The sequence below is a fragment of the Pseudomonas sp. 3MA1 genome, from assembly GCF_029237275.1.
In the GTDB taxonomy this organism is placed as follows: Bacteria; Pseudomonadota; Gammaproteobacteria; order Pseudomonadales; family Pseudomonadaceae; genus Aquipseudomonas; species Aquipseudomonas fluorescens_AP.
This window is the reverse complement of sequence record NZ_JAACFX010000022.1, coordinates 1-14967: the sequence shown is the minus strand read 5'-3', so window position 1 is coordinate 14967 and position 14967 is coordinate 1. Positions and strand designations below refer to the sequence as shown.

Here is a 14967-nt window from a genome sequence, read left to right as displayed (position 1 = left end):
GCTGCTGGGAAGAGCAAGAAAGTGGCCTTGGTTGCCTGCATGAGAAAGCTGCTGACGATTCTGAATGCCATGATCCGCGATCAGAAACACTTCGCTGAAATGGCTTGAAGTTCGACACGGTTGCTCATTCCCTCGGCGTGCCGGCCGAAGTGCTGCGACCCGAGCCGCTGAAGGCGGTGTTCGGCCTGGAGGTTCTGGTACAGAAACACCCTGAACGCGGGCATCCGCTGATCATTGCCCGTTGACCCGGAACACGGAGAACCTTGATGCGTACCCTGCCGCTTCTGCTGTCAGCCCTGTTGCTTGTGGCTTGTCAGGGCAACCCGGTGCCAGCGCCGCCGCCCGTGCTGCCGGATTCGGGCAGCATCCTTGATCTGCGCACGGGGCAGGCGCTGAGTCCGGAGGCGTTGGTCGAGCGCCTGGCGCGAGCCCCTCGGCTGATCGTCGGCGAGCAGCACGACAATGCCGATCATCATCTTTTGCAACTCTGGCTGCTGCGCTCGCTGGCCATGGAGCGCCCGCAGGGCAGCCTGTTACTGGAAATGCTCAATCCCGATCAACAGCCCCGCGTCGACAAGGTCAAGCGTGAGGTGGTCGGGCAGCGCTTGCCTGACGGTCTGATCGAGGCGTTGGCCTGGCAACCGGGTTGGGATTGGGGGCTCTATGGGCCGGTGGTGGGCTATGCCCTGAGACAGCCTTATCCCTTGCTGGCAGCCAATCTGGATCGTCAGGAGATAGGTCGGATCTATGCCCAGGTGCCGGTTCTCGATGGAAGGCAGAGCAATGCCTTGTCCGTGACCCAGGCGTTGTCGGCGCAGATTCGTGAATCCCACTGCGGCTTGCTGCCTGAGGCTCAGGTGCCGGCGATGTTGGCGGTGCAGCAGCAACGGGATCGGCGCATGGCCGAGCGATTGCTGGCGGCGCCAGAGCCGGCCATGTTGCTGGCGGGGGCCTTTCATGGGCGCCGTGACCTTGGGGTGCCCCTGCACATGGCTGATCTGGATCTGCGCCGGCCAGTCGTGGTGTTGCTCCTGGCGGAGCAGGGCAGCGAGGTGCCCGCTGCCGCGGCGGACTACGTCTGGTATACGCCGCCTCAGCCGGCCAAGGATTATTGCGCGCAACTGAAACCCTGATCGGCGGTACTGTTTCATGGGCAAAAAAAGACCCGGCAAGAGCCGGGTCAAATAACCGTGATTAGCCTGATGAGGAGATAATCTGAGAGTCCGAACCACTGGTCTTCCAGGTTATCGACTGATCTCGCGACCAGTTGTGATAATCATAACGATTCTCATTTCGAAGTCAACCAGGCTTTTTCGGTTCCTGCGTATTTTTTGTCAAACGCTCGTTTGGATTCTCGGTGAATCTATTCCTGGGCCTGGCTGTTCAAGGCCATGAGGCGGGTCACTTCCTTGTTCAGCAGATCAATGCGGCGGGCCATGCTTTCGATCAGGCTGTGGGCGATGCGCGGATTGCTCTGGGTCAGGCTGAGAAACTGCTCCTTGGGGATCAGCATGATCGTGCTTGGTTCATTGGCAATGACGCTGGCACTGCGTTTTTCCCCGGTGAAGACCGCCATGGCGCCAAAGATCTCATCCTTGGGCACGTCGCCCACTTTGTGCCCGTCGACAAAGGCCTCGGCATGGCCTTCGAGAATCACGAACACGTGATCGGCCTCATCCCCTTGGGTAATCAGTACTTCTCCCGGCTCCACCCGCTTGAAGCCGTTGTTGCTGCGCAACTCGGGCGGTTTCAGGCGGGCTATGGCATCGCAGAGCAGGGCGCTCTGGCCGATCAGGTACTGCAGCAGCCATTCCGAGCGCTGTTCATCGGCGTAGATGTGGCGGAACACCTCGCTCCGCAGGTAGGGCGTCAGGCTCAGTGGCGCATCGCAGCTCAGTTGGCACTGCGGGTGCTCGAGGCCTCGACGCAGCCCTACCAGATCGCCTTCATGCAGGTAGAACAGCGGACGCTCTTCAACGCTGGCCTGGATCACGCCACTGTCCAGCAGGAACAACTGATGTTCGGGCAAGAGGCCCGACAGGTCCGCCACAGGTTCAACTTCCAGCGTTGCGCCGCAGGGTGAAAGGCCCGCCAGCAACTGGGCCGGGATACTTTGCAGTCGGTTGATCAAGGCATCGGCGTAGGCCGGTTGCTCCCCCATCAGATACATAAGGTTCTGCCAGTCAGTTCTTGTGACGAGAGGAAATGGCGTCCAACTGCTTGTTCAGCGCCTCCTTGCGTTCGGCGGGAAGCTCGTTCCAGTGCATGTCCATCAACGCGCCTTCAATGGCGTACAGCAGCACTTTCGAGGCCCGAAAACCTCGGGTGCGCACCGCCCTGTATGCGTCCACCGCGCCCAGGCGGCGCAGGTCCGATGCGCTATGGATGCCCACTGCATGCAGCCATTGTGCCGATGTCTTGCCAAGGTTCTTCAGGTGTTGCAGTTCATCATTCATCAAGCCTCCTGGCGATGGCCGAATGGTGAGTGGGCAGCCTCACAGGAGTGTAGCGCTCAGCAGAAAATGCGCTGTTCGTTGGTCGGGTTTGGCGCAAATGCTTCTAAGGCAGGGCGGTCAAGGCGCGATAGCGGGTGTATGCGAACCTTGTGCGGGGGGAGGGAAAGAGCGGGGGAAATTCACAGCCCGGCGCGCAGCAGGGCGCCGGACAGAGCGATTGCAGGGGACTTTAGCGGGTGTTGTAGCGCAGTCGGGTGCCGAAGTTGACCGACATGAGGATTTCATCAGCCGTCAGTTCGACGGGGAAGTAGGCACCGGAGATCTGTGCGTGGGCCAGGCTGGCGCCTTCCATGGCGGCATCGCGCAGGTCCAGGCCGCGCAGGTCGGCGGAACGGAAGTAGGCGTCGGTGAAGTCGATGCCCTGGGCGTTCAGCTGTCGCAGGTCGAGGCCGCGGAAGTCGCCGCCACGCATGTCAATGGGGCGATCCTTTGGGCGCTCGCGGTTGAAGCCGACGATGTCATCTTTATGCAGCAGGGCGTAAAGCGGAGTATCCAGAAGTTTCGGTTGGCTCATGGCGACGTCACCAGTGTTGGATTTATGACGCCAGTATAGTGCCACTGTTTTTCAGCCGTGAAGTCTTTGCACTTCACGGCTGAAATCAGTCGTTACAGGCCTGGCAGACGCTGGCGGATGTTGGCAACCAGGGCATCCAGGCTGCCGCTTTCGTTGGTTTCAATGCGCTTGCTGCGCAGCAGTTCTTCGTCGGTCAGGGCCTCGCGAGTGGCTTGCTGGGTGGCAATCACTTCCAGGGTCGCGTCGGACGGATCGTTCTGGTCGGCCTGGCGTTGCGCCAGCCAGCTCGCAATCACGGCTTCTGGCGCATTGCAGTCGATGATCAGGCAAGGCGTGCCGGTGGCTTCGGCGACCTTGGCCGCCGCATCCCGCTGGGCGCGCTTGAGGTAGGTCGCATCAATCACCACCGGGAAGCCGGCGCGCAGGATGGTTTCGGCGATTTCATGCAGACGCGCATAGGTGGCGCTGCTGGCCTCGCTGCTGTAGATGCCGGCGTGGGGATCGTTGGGCACCTGCTGCTCGCCGAACAGACGCTTGCGCTCGACGTCGGAGCGCAGGCGGATGGCGCCCAGGGCTTCCACCAAACGCATGGCCACGCGACTTTTGCCCACCGCCGAGACGCCCGAGGTGATGGCCAGGAAGCGCGATGGGATGGTGCTGTAGCTTTCCGCCAGATTCGCGTAGTTGCGGTACTGACGCAGGGTGGTAGCGCGCTGCACGGGGGTGGCCTCGGCAGGCAGGCTGAACAGGCTGACCTTGGCTCGCACCAGGGCGCGATAGGCTTTGTAGAAATTGAGCAGCTCCAGGCCCTGGTAGTCGCCGGTCAGCTCCAGGTACTGGCTGATGAAGCGCCGTGCCAGGCTTTTCAGGCCACGGTCTTCCAGGTCCATGGCGAGGAAGCCGGTGTCGGCATAGACATCGGTGAAGCGGAAGGGCTCGTTGAATTCGATGCAGTCGAAGATCACCACCTTGTCATCGATCAGGGTGGCGTTGCCCAGGTGGATATCACCGTGGCACTCACGGATGAAACCTTCGCTCTTGCGTTGCGCCAGCAGCGGCTTGAGGCGCTCGAAGCTGGTTTCTGCCCAGGCTTGCAAGGCTTCCAGTTGCAGCAGGTCGGCCTTGTCGCTGAGAAACGGACGGATCTGTTCGAAGTTCTGGCGCACCGGGGCCATCACGCTTTCTGGTGTGCCGGCTTCGTGTGCCGCCGGGACTTTCGGGGCGTTGAGGTGGAACTGAGCGATCTGTTGCGCCATCTCGTCAATGTGCGCCGTGGTCAGCTCGCTGTTGGCCTGCAAGGTGCTGAGCAACTGGCTTTGTGGGAACTGGCGCATTTTCAGGGCGTATTCGATGACCGGGCCGTTACCGCCCAGCTCTGGGGTTTCGGCGCAGCCGGTGATCGGCAGGACTTCCAGGTACAGGTCCTGGGTCAGGCGCTGGTTCAGGCGCAGCTCTTCGCCACAGAAGTGCTCGCGGGACTCGAGGCTGGTGAAATCGAGGAAACCGAAATTGACCGGCTTTTTCACTTTATAAGCAAAGGGGCCGGTGAGCAGTACCCAGGAAATGTGGGTTTCGATGACCTGAAACCCTTCAACGGGATGAGGAAACAGAGCGGGGTTTTGCAGGGCGGCGATCAGTGACTGGCTCACAGGCGATCCTTCAGAGGCGGGAAAATCGAGGGCGTCATTATGGCGGTTGGCAGGGGTAACGCAAACCTCGGGTGGCGCATGTTGAGGATGAATAAAGTGCGTATAATCCGCCGCCATGACTCGTACCCGATCCCCCCGTTCCGCTAAAAAAACTCCCTCTGGTGGCCTGCGCCGCTGGCTGGGCTGGGCGCTCAAGCTCAGTCTGGTCGGTCTGGTGGTGCTCGCCGGCTTTGCGGTTTACCTCGATGCCGTGGTCCAGGAAAAGTTCTCTGGCAAGCGCTGGACCATTCCGGCCAAGGTCTATGCCCGGCCGCTGGAGCTGTTCGTCGGACAAAAGCTCAGCAAGGAAGACTTCCTGACGGAACTCGATGCCTTGGGCTACCGCCGCGAGAGTGTTGCCAACGGTCCCGGCGCTGCGGCGGTCAGTGGCAATACCGTCGACTTGAACACCCGCGGCTTCCAGTTCTACGAAGGGCTGGAGCAGGCGCAAGCGGTTCGTGTGCGCTTCTCTGGCGACTACGTGGCGGAGCTTTCCGGCAGCAAGGGCGCCAAGCTCGCGGTGGTCCGTCTGGAACCGTTGCTGATCGGTGGCCTGTATCCGAAAAACCTCGAAGATCGGATCCTGATCAAGATCGATCAGGTGCCGCCGTATTTGCTGGAAACCCTGGTGGCGGTGGAAGACCGTGATTTCTACTCGCACTTTGGCGTGTCGCCGAAGTCGATTGCCCGGGCGATCTGGGTCAACACCTCGTCGGGGCAGATGCGTCAGGGCGGTAGCACCCTGACTCAGCAGTTGGTGAAGAACTTCTTCCTGACCAACGAGCGCAGCCTGTCGCGCAAGCTCAACGAAGCCATGATGGCGCTGCTGTTGGAGCTGCATTACGACAAGCGGGAGATTCTCGAGGCCTATCTCAACGAGGTGTTTGTCGGTCAGGACGGTCAGCGTGCGGTGCACGGTTTCGGTCTGGCCAGCCAGTTCTTCTTCAGCCAGCCGTTGTCCGAGCTCAAGTTGCATCAGGTGGCGCTGCTGGTGGGCATGGTCAAGGGCCCTTCCTATTACAACCCGCGTCGCTACCCGGAGCGTGCGCTGGAGCGGCGCAACCTGGTGCTCGACTTGCTGGCGCAGCAGGGCGTGGCCACGCCCGAACAGGTAGAAGCGGCGAAGAAGATGCCGCTGGGCGTGACCAAGCGCGGCAGCCTGGCGGACAGCTCATTCCCCGGTTTCCTTGACCTGGTCAAGCGTCAGTTGCGCGAAGACTACCGCGACGAAGACTTGACCGAGGAAGGCCTGCGAATCTTCACCAGTTTCGATCCGATCCTGCAGATGAAGGCCGAAGCCTCAGTCAATGACACCTTCAAACGCCTGGCCGGACGCAAGGGGTCGGAGGATGTCGAGGCCGCGATGGTGGTGACCAATCCGGAAACCGGTGAAGTTCAGGCCATGATTGGCAGTCGACAAGCCAGCTTCGCCGGCTTCAACCGGGCATTGGACGCGGTGCGGCCGATCGGCTCGTTGATCAAGCCGGCGGTCTACCTGACGGCCTTGGAGAAGCCCAGCCAGTACACCCTGACCAGTTGGCTCTCCGATGAGGCGTTTTCGGTGAAGGGCGCCGATGGCCAGGTGTGGAAACCGCAGAACTACGATCGACGCTCCCACGGCACGATTTTCCTGTATCAGGGGCTGGCTCATTCCTACAACCTGTCCACCGCTCGGCTCGGTCTGGAAGTGGGGGTGCCGAATGTCCTGAAGACCCTCGGACGCTTGGGGGTTACCCGCGAGTTCCCGGCCTTCCCATCGATGTTGCTGGGGGCGGGCGGCATGAGCCCGATGGAAGTGGCGACCATGTACCAGACCCTGGCCAATGGTGGTTTCAATACGCCGATGCGTGGGATTCGCAGCGTGCTGACAGCCGAGGGCGAGCCGCTCAAGCGCTATCCGTTCCAGATCCAGCAGCGCTTCGATGCCGGGTCGATCTATCTGATTCAGAGTGCGATGCAGCGCGTGATGCGCGAAGGTACGGGCAGCTCGGTATACAACGTGTTGCCCAAGACCCTGGCGCTGGCGGGCAAGACCGGTACCAGCAATGACTCGCGCGACAGCTGGTTCGCCGGGTTCAGCCAGGATCTGCTGGCGGTTGTCTGGTTGGGCCGTGACGATAACGGCAAGACGCCGTTCACCGGTGCCACGGGCGCCCTGCAGGTCTGGACCAGTTTCATGCGCAAGGCCGATCCGCTGCCGCTGGACATGCCGCAGCCGGACAACGTGGTGCAGGCCTGGGTTGATTCGCGTACCGGGCAGGGCTCCGATGCCAACTGTCCGGGTGCTGTGCAGATGCCGTATATTCGCGGCAGCGAACCGCCTCCCGGCGCTTCTTGCGGTGGTGAAACCCCGGCAGGTAGCGATTCGGTGATGGATTGGGTCAAGGGCTGGATGAACTAAGCGATGAGGGTTTGACGTGAACAAGTGGTGGGTTCCAGCTATTACAGCTCTGGCGTTGCTCAACGGTTGCGCCAGCGTGCAGCGCGGCTCCATTCCCGTCGTGGACTCCGGTACTGCCGTGTCCAACAGCGAGCGGATCTCCGCTTCCGGTGGCTTTCGCCAGACGACCATCAAGCGTCCGGCGCAAGCTCAGGCCCAGGCCATTCCGGAAGATTCCGGTGTGGTGGTGATGGTCCCGGGTGGTGGCGCAACGGCGTCGGCACCGATCAGCAGCTCGCCGATCACTCCGGGGCCTGTGACGTCCGGGCCTATTACCCCTGGGCCGTTGGAGGGTGGCGCTTATCAGTCGGCGCCGATCAATCAGGGCACCTACAACATGCCTTCGACTCCGAGCGGGATTCCGTCGGCCCGGGCCGGTGGTTTGTCGGCCGATGAGCAGTTGGACGGGCCCGTGCTGGCGCTGCTGACCACGGCTCAGCAACAGCAATCCAGTGGCGATCTGAACGGTGCTTCCTCCAGTCTTGAGCGCGCGCAGCGTGTCGCGCCGCGCGAGCCGCAGGTGCTCTACCGTCTGGCGCAGGTGCGCATGGCCCAGGGCGATGCTCCGCAAGCCGAACAGTTTGCCCGTCGCGGTCTGAGTTTTGCCAATGGGCGTCCCGATCTTCAGGCGAGTTTGTGGGAGTTGATTGCCCAGGCACGGGAGAAGCAGGGTGATGCAGCCGGTGCCGCCCAGGCACGGCAGAAAGCCCGAGTCTCGCTGTGATGGATGTGCGTTTTCCCAAGATCGCCGAGCAGTTGCTGCTGATCGAGCGCGAGTTGCGCGTGCAGGGGCTGTGGGACGAGGTGGCACCCAGTGCCGAGGCTCTGGCCAGTACTCAGCCTTTTGCCGTGGATACGCTGGATTTCGAGCAGTGGCTGCAGTGGATCTTCCTGCCGCGCATGAAGGTGATCCTGGAGCAGGATCTGCCGCTGCCCAATGCCTCCGGTATCCAGGAGATGGCCGACATGGTGTTCTCCACCCGGCTGATGCAGGGGCGCGATCTGCAGTTGCGAATGTTGCTCAAAGAGTTCGATCAACTCATCACGGCCACCCGCTGAATCCGAGACTGCCAGGGAGTCCTGGCAGTCGCCTCCAGCTGCCTGGCAGCGTCCTCCCTACCTCTTCCTCGCGCTCTTCCTGTCGTTCTGCCGGCAGCCTTGATCCGTCCCCGTCTATAGGTCGATGACCAAAGTCAAGGTGCGCATTTCTGAGTTGCTTGTCGAATATTGCGCAATTGAAGTGCAGGCAGTGGTTGTTTTTGGGTTTTTTCTTGCGTTCTCATGCGCTTAGTTCGAATTAACTACATAGACGACTTGACTTGAAGAGGACGAAACAGAAGAATCCAAAGTCCGCTGTAGAGGGACTGCCAGAAGCAGACCCACTCAGCAGATCATGAGGCGCACATCCGCGCCGAAGTGCTACACCCGCAACGCGTTACCTCGCGCTGGGTGGGAAAACCCCGCAACACTTTGGGGCGCTCCCAATACTTGCTCAGTCAGTGCTGACGTAGTCGGCGACCACCGTCGCTCATGCTCTGCTGAGAAGTAAACCTATTAAGACCCGCTCCCTTTTGAGGGCGGTATTCTGGCGTTTTAGAGGTGAACAACGTGGAGCTTTTATCTGGCGGTGAGATGCTCGTCCGCTTTTTGCGTGACGAAGGTGTCAAGTATATCTACGGGTACCCGGGCGGTGCTCTCCTTCATGTTTACGATGCCCTGTTCAAAGAACCGGAAGTGACCCACATCCTGGTTCGTCACGAACAAGCGGCAACCCATATGGCTGACGGATATGCCCGTGCCACCGGTAAAGCCGGCGTGGTACTGGTGACTTCCGGCCCGGGCGCGACCAATGCCATTACCGGCATTGCCACCGCCTATATGGACTCGATTCCAATGGTGATCATTTCCGGTCAGGTGCCCAGCACCATGGTCGGCACCGACGCGTTCCAGGAAACCGACATGATCGGTATCTCCCGGCCGATCGTGAAGCACAGCTTCATGATCAAGCACGCTTCGGAAATCCCGGAAGTCATGAAGAAGGCCTTCTACCTGGCGCAATCCGGTCGTCCTGGTCCGGTGGTGGTCGATATCCCCAAGGACATGACCAACCCGGCTGAAAAGTTCGAATACGTTTTTCCCAAGAAAGCCAAGCTGCGCTCCTACAGCCCAGCCGTTCGCGGTCACTCCGGACAAATTCGCAAGGCGGCAGAAATGCTTCTGGCGGCCAAGCGTCCTGTGCTCTATGCAGGTGGCGGCGTGATCCTGGGTGGCGGTTCCGCACCGCTGACCGAACTGGCCAAGATGCTCAATCTGCCAGTGACCAATACCCTGATGGGCCTGGGTGCATACCCTGGTACCGATCGGCAGTTCGTCGGCATGCTCGGCATGCACGGCAGCTACACCGCCAACCTGACCATGCACCACGCTGACGTGATCCTGGCCGTTGGTGCGCGCTTCGACGACCGGGTTATCAACGGTGCTCCGAAGTTCTGCCCGAACGCCAAGATCATCCATGTGGACATCGACCCGGCGTCCATCTCCAAGACCATCAAGGCCGATGTGCCTATCGTCGGTCCTGTGGAAAGTGTCCTGACGGAAATGGTCGCGGCACTCAAGGAAATCGGCGAGACCCCTAACAAGGATACGGTCGCCAGCTGGTGGAAGCAGATCGACGAGTGGCGTGGTGATCGCGGCCTGTTCCCTTACGACAAGGGCGACGGCAGCATCATCAAGCCGCAGACAGTGATCGAGACTCTGTGTGAAGTGACCAAGGGCGATGCCTTTGTCACCTCTGACGTGGGCCAGCACCAGATGTTCGCGGCGCAGTATTACAAGTTCAACAAGCCCAATCGCTGGATCAACTCCGGCGGCCTGGGCACCATGGGCTTCGGTTTTCCGGCGGCCATGGGGGTCAAGTTGAGCTTCCCTGATAATGATGTCGCCTGTGTCACCGGCGAAGGCAGTATCCAGATGAATATCCAGGAGCTGTCCACCTGCCTGCAGTACGGCCTGCCGGTCAAGATCGTCAACCTGAACAATGGTGTGCTGGGTATGGTGCGCCAATGGCAGGACATGAGCTACGGCAGCCGCCACTCGCACTCCTACATGGAATCGCTGCCTGACTTCGTCAAGCTGGTCGAGGCCTACGGTCACGTGGGCATGCGCATCACGGACCTGAAGGACTTGAAGCCGAAGATGGAAGAAGCGTTCGCCATGAAGGATCGTCTGGTATTCCTCGATATCCAGGTTGATACCAGTGAGCACGTCTATCCGATGCAGATCAAAGACGGCTCTATGCGCGATATGTGGCTGAGCAAGACGGAGCGTACTTAATCATGCGGCACATCATTTCCTTGCTTCTGGAAAACGAACCGGGCGCTTTGTCTCGTGTAGTCGGCCTGTTCTCGCAGCGTAACTACAACATTGAAAGCTTGACCGTGGCACCGACCGAAGATCCGACTCTGTCGCGTCTGACCCTCACCACGGTTGGTCATGATGAGATCATCGAGCAGATCACCAAGAACCTGAACAAGTTGATCGAGGTGGTGAAGCTGGTGGACCTCTCGGAAAGTGCTCACATCGAGCGCGAACTGATGTTGGTCAAGATCAAGGCCACCGGCGCCCAGCGCGCCGAGGTCAAGCGCACTACCGATATTTACCGTGGGCAGATCGTTGATGTCAGCGCCAGCGTGTATACCGTTCAATTGACCGGTACCAGCGACAAGCTCGACAGCTTCATTCAATCGATCGGCACCGCGTCGATTCTGGAAACCGTACGCAGTGGTGTCACCGGGATTGCCCGTGGCGACAAAGTACTGAGCATCTAACTCAAATTAGCGAATGGCCGGAACGGCCTGATATAGGGGAAATTCATGAAAGTTTTCTACGATAAAGACTGCGACCTGTCGATCATCCAGGGCAAGAAAGTTGCCATCATCGGTTACGGTTCCCAGGGCCACGCTCAAGCTTGCAACCTGAAAGACTCCGGCGTTGACGTGACTGTTGGCCTGCGCAAAGGCTCGGCCACTGTTGCCAAGGCTGAGGCTCATGGCCTGAAAGTGACCGACGTTGCTGCAGCCGTTGCCGGCGCCGACCTGGTCATGATCCTGACCCCGGACGAGTTCCAGTCCCAGCTGTACAAGAACGAGATCGAGCCGAACATCAAGAAGGGCGCCACCCTGGCCTTCTCCCACGGCTTCGCGATCCACTACAACCAGGTTGTTCCGCGTGCCGACCTCGACGTGATCATGATCGCGCCGAAGGCTCCGGGTCACACCGTGCGTTCCGAGTTCGTCAAGGGCGGCGGTATTCCTGACCTGATCGCTATCTACCAGGACGCGTCCGGCAACGCCAAGAACGTAGCCCTGTCTTACGCGGCTGGCGTGGGCGGCGGCCGTACCGGCATCATCGAAACCACCTTCAAGGACGAGACTGAAACCGACCTGTTCGGCGAGCAGGCAGTTCTGTGCGGCGGTACCGTTGAGCTGGTTAAAGCTGGCTTCGAAACCCTGGTTGAAGCGGGCTACGCGCCAGAAATGGCTTACTTCGAGTGCCTGCACGAACTGAAACTGATCGTTGACCTCATGTACGAAGGCGGTATCGCCAACATGAACTACTCGATCTCCAACAACGCCGAGTACGGCGAGTACGTGACCGGCCCTGAAGTCATCAACGCCGAATCCCGTCAGGCCATGCGCAACGCTCTGAAGCGCATCCAGGACGGCGAATACGCCAAGATGTTCATCAGCGAAGGTGCTACTGGCTACCCATCGATGACCGCCAAGCGTCGTAACAACGCCGCTCACGGTATCGAGATCATCGGTGAGCAACTGCGTTCGATGATGCCGTGGATCGGTGCCAACAAAATCGTCGACAAAGCCAAGAACTAAGTTCGAGTCTTGTCAGGAAAAACGCGGCCTAGGCCGCGTTTTTTCGTTTGGACGGGTAGGTTCTGGTATAAAGCTGGATCCTTTGTGGCCGAATCGCGGCCCTGGGTATCTGTCGAAACTTTTCACACCGTTGCAAGGTATTGTCCATGAGCGAACGTCCCGAAGAGCCAAACCAGGCCTCTGACGCCGAAAGCCTGCTACCGATCGATGAGCATGTCGAAGAAGGGCATGACGCTGAAGGCCGTAAAGTCCGGCATCGTGGTATCTATCTTCTGCCGAATCTGTTCACCACTGCGAACCTGTTCGCGGGGTTCTATTCCATCATCAGTTCCATGAGTGCCCAGAGCGCGTTGAGTGCCGGGGATACAGCAGGGGCGAGCAAGTACTTTGCCTTTGCCGCCATTGCGATCTTTGTCGCCATGGTCCTCGACGGTCTGGATGGGCGTGTAGCCCGCATGACCAATACACAAAGCGCCTTTGGCGCCGAGTACGATTCGCTGTCGGATATGGTGGCGTTCGGCGTTGCCCCGGCCTTGCTGGCTTTCGGCTGGGCCTTGGGTGACATGGGCAAGGTTGGCTGGATGGTCGCCTTCATCTATGTGGCGGGGGCTGCGTTGCGTCTGGCACGTTTCAACACTCAGGTGGGAACCGCCGACAAGCGTTATTTCATCGGTCTGGCCAGCCCTGCGGCGGCCGGCGTGGTGGCGGGCATTGTCTGGGCTTTCAGCGATTACGGCATTCAGGGATCGAAGATGTCGTTCCTGGTGGCGTTGATGGTCGCGGCGGCGGGCATGCTGATGGTCAGCAACATCAAGTACAACAGCTTCAAGGACCTGGATCTGAAAGGGCGGGTGCCTTTTGTGGCGATTCTGGCTGTGGTGCTGGTGTTTGCCGTGGTGTTCAGCGATCCACCACGTATCCTGCTGTTAGTGTTCCTCGCTTATGCGGCTTCGGGTCCTATCCAGTACCTGTTGCACCTGCGTCGTCGCAAAAGCGTCGAGTGATGTAATTTCCGCCATACTCCGCAGTCTATTGGTACATCTGTCCTCCAATACTGCGGAGTTGCCATGTTATTCAAATTCCCCAAAGCGTCTGACTGCCATGAGTCGGATGTCACGCCAGAATCTCTTTATCTCTCTCGACGCAGTTTGCTGGGCGGTGCGGCAGCAGGCCTGGCCGTTGGTGGGTTGCCTCGTTGGGTGGTTGCGCAGGATGCGACGCGTTATGCCGATGTGGAGCCGGGCCGTGCACCGACGTGGTTCTCCGACAAATTGGCGAGCACTCACTGGCAAGCCGTAACCGTCAAGGATGAGGCGATCACGCCCTTCAAGGACGCGACCCACTACAACAACTTCTACGAGTTCGGTACTGACAAGGGGGATCCGGCGGCCAACGCGGGTGCGCTCAAGACCGAGCCATGGAGTGTGGTCGTGGACGGTGAGGTGGCCAAGCCTGGGCGCTATGCCCTGGAAGATTTCATGAAGCCTTACTCGTTGGAGGAGCGTATTTATCGGCTTCGCTGCGTCGAGGCGTGGTCGATGGTGATTCCCTGGATAGGCTTTCCTATCTCTGCGCTGCTCAAGCAAGTGGAGCCAACCAGCAAGGCAAAGTTCATTCGTTTTGAAACGCTGCAGGATCCTAAGAGCATGCCGGGCCAGCGTTCCGGTTTTGCCTTGATCGATTGGCCCTATGTTGAAGGCTTGCGTCTTGATGAGGCGATGAACCCATTGGCGATTCTTGCGGTAGGGATGTATGGGCGTGAGTTGCCCAATCAGAATGGTGCGCCATTGCGCCTGGTGGTTCCCTGGAAATATGGCTTCAAAAGTGTGAAGTCTATTGTGCGTATCAGCTTGGTGGACGCACAGCCCAAGACCACTTGGCAGAGTATTGCTGCCAATGAATATGGCTTTTACGCGAATGTGAATCCGACAGTTGATCATCCTCGATGGACTCAAGCGCGCGAGCGGCGTCTGCCCAGCAGCCTGTTCAGTCCCAATGTACGGGAAACCCAGATGTTCAATGGCTACTCGGATGAGGTCGCTTCCTTATATAGCGGCATGGATCTGCGGAAGAACTACTGATGCGTTATTCGTTCTGGCGTATTGGAGTCTTTATTGCTGCGGCTATCTGGCCGCTGTATTGGCTGTATGAAGCTTGGGGCTCGGTCCTTGGGCCTGATCCGGGCAAGGTACTGGTTGATCGTCTGGGATTGGGCACCTTGGTGCTGCTGTTGATTACCTTGGCCATGACTCCCATGCAGAAACTCACTGGCTGGCCGGGCTGGATCGCCGTGCGCCGACAACTGGGGTTGTGGTGCTTTGCCTATGTAGTGCTGCACTTGAGTGCCTATGGGGTATTCATTCTGGGGTTGGACTTGTCCCAGTTGGGTGTGGAGTTGCGCAAACGGCCTTATATCTTTGTCGGCAGCTTGGGGTTCGTTTTTCTTTTGGCATTGGCGCTGACATCTAATCGCTACAGTCAGCGTCGTCTAGGGGCGCGTTGGAAAAAGCTGCATCGCCTGGTTTATCTCATCCTGGGGCTTGGGCTGCTGCATATGCTCTGGATCGTTCGGGCAGATCTGAAGGAGTGGGTGGTTTACGCTTCTATAGGTGTGCTGCTGTTGCTGCTGCGTGTGCCGGCGGTGATGCGTCGTATTCCTCGCCTGGTCGCTAAAAAACAACCGTCTGCAACAAAAACGTAATTAAAGGTTGACGGCAGATTCTACAGGCCTATAATTCGCCCCACTTCCGGCGCAGTCGAAACGGAAAACTCCTTGAAATTCAACGAGTTACCAAGTTTTCGGCAGCGGTTACGCTTCAGTTCATCGAAGCCAGAAGCAGTTGATAAGGCAGTGTGTGGTCGCCTTGTTAACGATTCGATCGTCTCGGTCGAAAGCGGTTGAAAAGAGGTGTTGACAGCA

At 59.3% G+C, this 14967-nt stretch carries 15 protein-coding genes and 2 pseudogenes; 12 read left to right on the top strand and 5 right to left on the bottom strand.

From position 1 onward, the window contains the following. The 3 genes and pseudogenes from GWQ44_RS30680 to GWQ44_RS30670 form a co-directional block, all read left to right on the top strand. Positions 1 to 108 (top strand): annotated as a pseudogene (locus tag GWQ44_RS30680) (IS110 family transposase); the annotation flags it as partial. 17 nt (positions 109 to 125) lie between these two features. Beyond that, positions 126 to 245 (top strand): annotated as a pseudogene (locus GWQ44_RS30675) (heme ABC transporter ATP-binding protein); the annotation flags it as partial. A 21-nt stretch (positions 246 to 266) separates the two neighbouring features. After that, entirely contained in the window at positions 267 to 1133 is an 867-nt protein-coding gene (locus GWQ44_RS30670; protein WP_275929094.1) for a ChaN family lipoprotein, read from the top strand. Positions 1134 to 1363: 230 nt separating this feature from the next. Here the strand turns inward: GWQ44_RS30670 and GWQ44_RS30665 are convergent, their stop codons facing one another. From GWQ44_RS30665 to GWQ44_RS30650, 4 genes are all read right to left on the bottom strand, one after another. Beyond that, positions 1364 to 2170, bottom strand: a complete 807-nt coding sequence (locus GWQ44_RS30665) for a cyclic nucleotide-binding domain-containing protein (protein WP_047306132.1) — start codon at positions 2168 to 2170, stop codon at positions 1364 to 1366. A 13-nt stretch (positions 2171 to 2183) separates the two neighbouring features. After that, positions 2184 to 2456 carry a TfoX/Sxy family protein gene (locus GWQ44_RS30660; RefSeq protein ID WP_016964849.1) on the bottom strand — a complete coding sequence of 91 codons (273 nt, stop codon included), beginning with the start codon at positions 2454 to 2456 and terminating at the stop codon, positions 2184 to 2186. A gap of 229 nt (positions 2457 to 2685) precedes the next feature. Further along, complete coding sequence (locus GWQ44_RS30655; RefSeq protein ID WP_016964848.1) at positions 2686 to 3030, bottom strand: pentapeptide repeat-containing protein; 345 nt, start codon at positions 3028 to 3030, stop codon at positions 2686 to 2688. Between the two features lie 92 nt (positions 3031 to 3122). Continuing rightward, positions 3123 to 4679 (bottom strand): bifunctional aminoglycoside phosphotransferase/ATP-binding protein, encoded by a 1557-nt coding sequence (locus tag GWQ44_RS30650; protein ID WP_275929093.1) that lies wholly within the window; start codon positions 4677 to 4679, stop codon positions 3123 to 3125. A 115-nt stretch (positions 4680 to 4794) separates the two neighbouring features. Between GWQ44_RS30650 and mrcB the strand changes: the two genes are divergently transcribed. The 9 genes from mrcB to msrQ all read left to right on the top strand — a co-directional run bounded on the left by mrcB (position 4795) and on the right by msrQ (position 14748). Beyond that, entirely contained in the window at positions 4795 to 7119 is a 2325-nt protein-coding gene (gene mrcB, locus GWQ44_RS30645) for a penicillin-binding protein 1B (protein WP_047306130.1), read from the top strand. Positions 7120 to 7135: 16 nt separating this feature from the next. After that, positions 7136 to 7882 (top strand): tetratricopeptide repeat protein, encoded by a 747-nt coding sequence (locus tag GWQ44_RS30640; RefSeq protein WP_275929092.1) that lies wholly within the window; start codon positions 7136 to 7138, stop codon positions 7880 to 7882. Then, complete coding sequence (locus tag GWQ44_RS30635; protein WP_275929091.1) at positions 7882 to 8217, top strand: YqcC family protein; 336 nt, start codon at positions 7882 to 7884, stop codon at positions 8215 to 8217. Before GWQ44_RS30640 ends, GWQ44_RS30635 begins: the two co-directional genes overlap by 1 nt. 549 nt (positions 8218 to 8766) lie before the next feature. Continuing rightward, on the top strand, positions 8767 to 10491 hold the full coding sequence (locus GWQ44_RS30630) for an acetolactate synthase 3 large subunit (protein WP_042940970.1): 1725 nt from the start codon (positions 8767 to 8769) through the stop codon (positions 10489 to 10491). A 2-nt stretch (positions 10492 to 10493) separates the two neighbouring features. After that, positions 10494 to 10985, top strand: coding sequence for an acetolactate synthase small subunit (gene ilvN / locus GWQ44_RS30625; protein WP_016964842.1), 492 nt, complete (start codon positions 10494 to 10496; stop codon positions 10983 to 10985). 45 nt (positions 10986 to 11030) lie between these two features. Then, positions 11031 to 12047 (top strand): ketol-acid reductoisomerase, encoded by a 1017-nt coding sequence (ilvC, locus tag GWQ44_RS30620; RefSeq protein ID WP_007959661.1) that lies wholly within the window; start codon positions 11031 to 11033, stop codon positions 12045 to 12047. A gap of 146 nt (positions 12048 to 12193) precedes the next feature. After that, entirely contained in the window at positions 12194 to 13051 is an 858-nt protein-coding gene (pssA, locus tag GWQ44_RS30615) for a CDP-diacylglycerol--serine O-phosphatidyltransferase (protein WP_047306129.1), read from the top strand. 63 nt (positions 13052 to 13114) lie between these two features. Further along, the gene (msrP, locus tag GWQ44_RS30610; RefSeq protein ID WP_275929090.1) at positions 13115 to 14128 is read left to right on the top strand and encodes a protein-methionine-sulfoxide reductase catalytic subunit MsrP; all 1014 of its coding nucleotides are present in this window, start codon (positions 13115 to 13117) and stop codon (positions 14126 to 14128) included. Continuing rightward, complete coding sequence (msrQ, locus tag GWQ44_RS30605; RefSeq protein ID WP_179599752.1) at positions 14128 to 14748, top strand: protein-methionine-sulfoxide reductase heme-binding subunit MsrQ; 621 nt, start codon at positions 14128 to 14130, stop codon at positions 14746 to 14748. Before msrP ends, msrQ begins: the two co-directional genes overlap by 1 nt. A 20-nt stretch (positions 14749 to 14768) precedes the next feature. On the opposite strand, the gene GWQ44_RS30600 is transcribed toward msrQ, so the two are convergent. Then, positions 14769 to 14967, bottom strand: a 199-nt coding sequence (locus GWQ44_RS30600; protein WP_275929089.1) for a hypothetical protein, incomplete at its 5' end; no start/stop codon positions are given.

Excerpts from the sequence above, each read along its gene's own strand:
- GWQ44_RS30670 (WP_275929094.1), top strand. The coding sequence starts at position 267 with ATGCGTACCCTGCCGCTTCTGCTGTCAGCCCTGTTGCTTGTGGCTTGT.
- GWQ44_RS30665 (WP_047306132.1), bottom strand. The coding sequence starts at position 2,170 with ATGTATCTGATGGGGGAGCAACCGGCCTACGCCGATGCCTTGATCAAC.
- GWQ44_RS30660 (WP_016964849.1), bottom strand. The coding sequence starts at position 2,456 with ATGAATGATGAACTGCAACACCTGAAGAACCTTGGCAAGACATCGGCA.
- GWQ44_RS30655 (WP_016964848.1), bottom strand. The coding sequence starts at position 3,030 with ATGAGCCAACCGAAACTTCTGGATACTCCGCTTTACGCCCTGCTGCAT.
- mrcB (WP_047306130.1), top strand. The coding sequence starts at position 4,795 with ATGACTCGTACCCGATCCCCCCGTTCCGCTAAAAAAACTCCCTCTGGT.
- GWQ44_RS30635 (WP_275929091.1), top strand. The coding sequence starts at position 7,882 with ATGGATGTGCGTTTTCCCAAGATCGCCGAGCAGTTGCTGCTGATCGAG.
- ilvN (WP_016964842.1), top strand. The coding sequence starts at position 10,494 with ATGCGGCACATCATTTCCTTGCTTCTGGAAAACGAACCGGGCGCTTTG.
- ilvC (WP_007959661.1), top strand. The coding sequence starts at position 11,031 with ATGAAAGTTTTCTACGATAAAGACTGCGACCTGTCGATCATCCAGGGC.
- pssA (WP_047306129.1), top strand. The coding sequence starts at position 12,194 with ATGAGCGAACGTCCCGAAGAGCCAAACCAGGCCTCTGACGCCGAAAGC.
- msrP (WP_275929090.1), top strand. The coding sequence starts at position 13,115 with ATGTTATTCAAATTCCCCAAAGCGTCTGACTGCCATGAGTCGGATGTC.
- msrQ (WP_179599752.1), top strand. The coding sequence starts at position 14,128 with ATGCGTTATTCGTTCTGGCGTATTGGAGTCTTTATTGCTGCGGCTATC.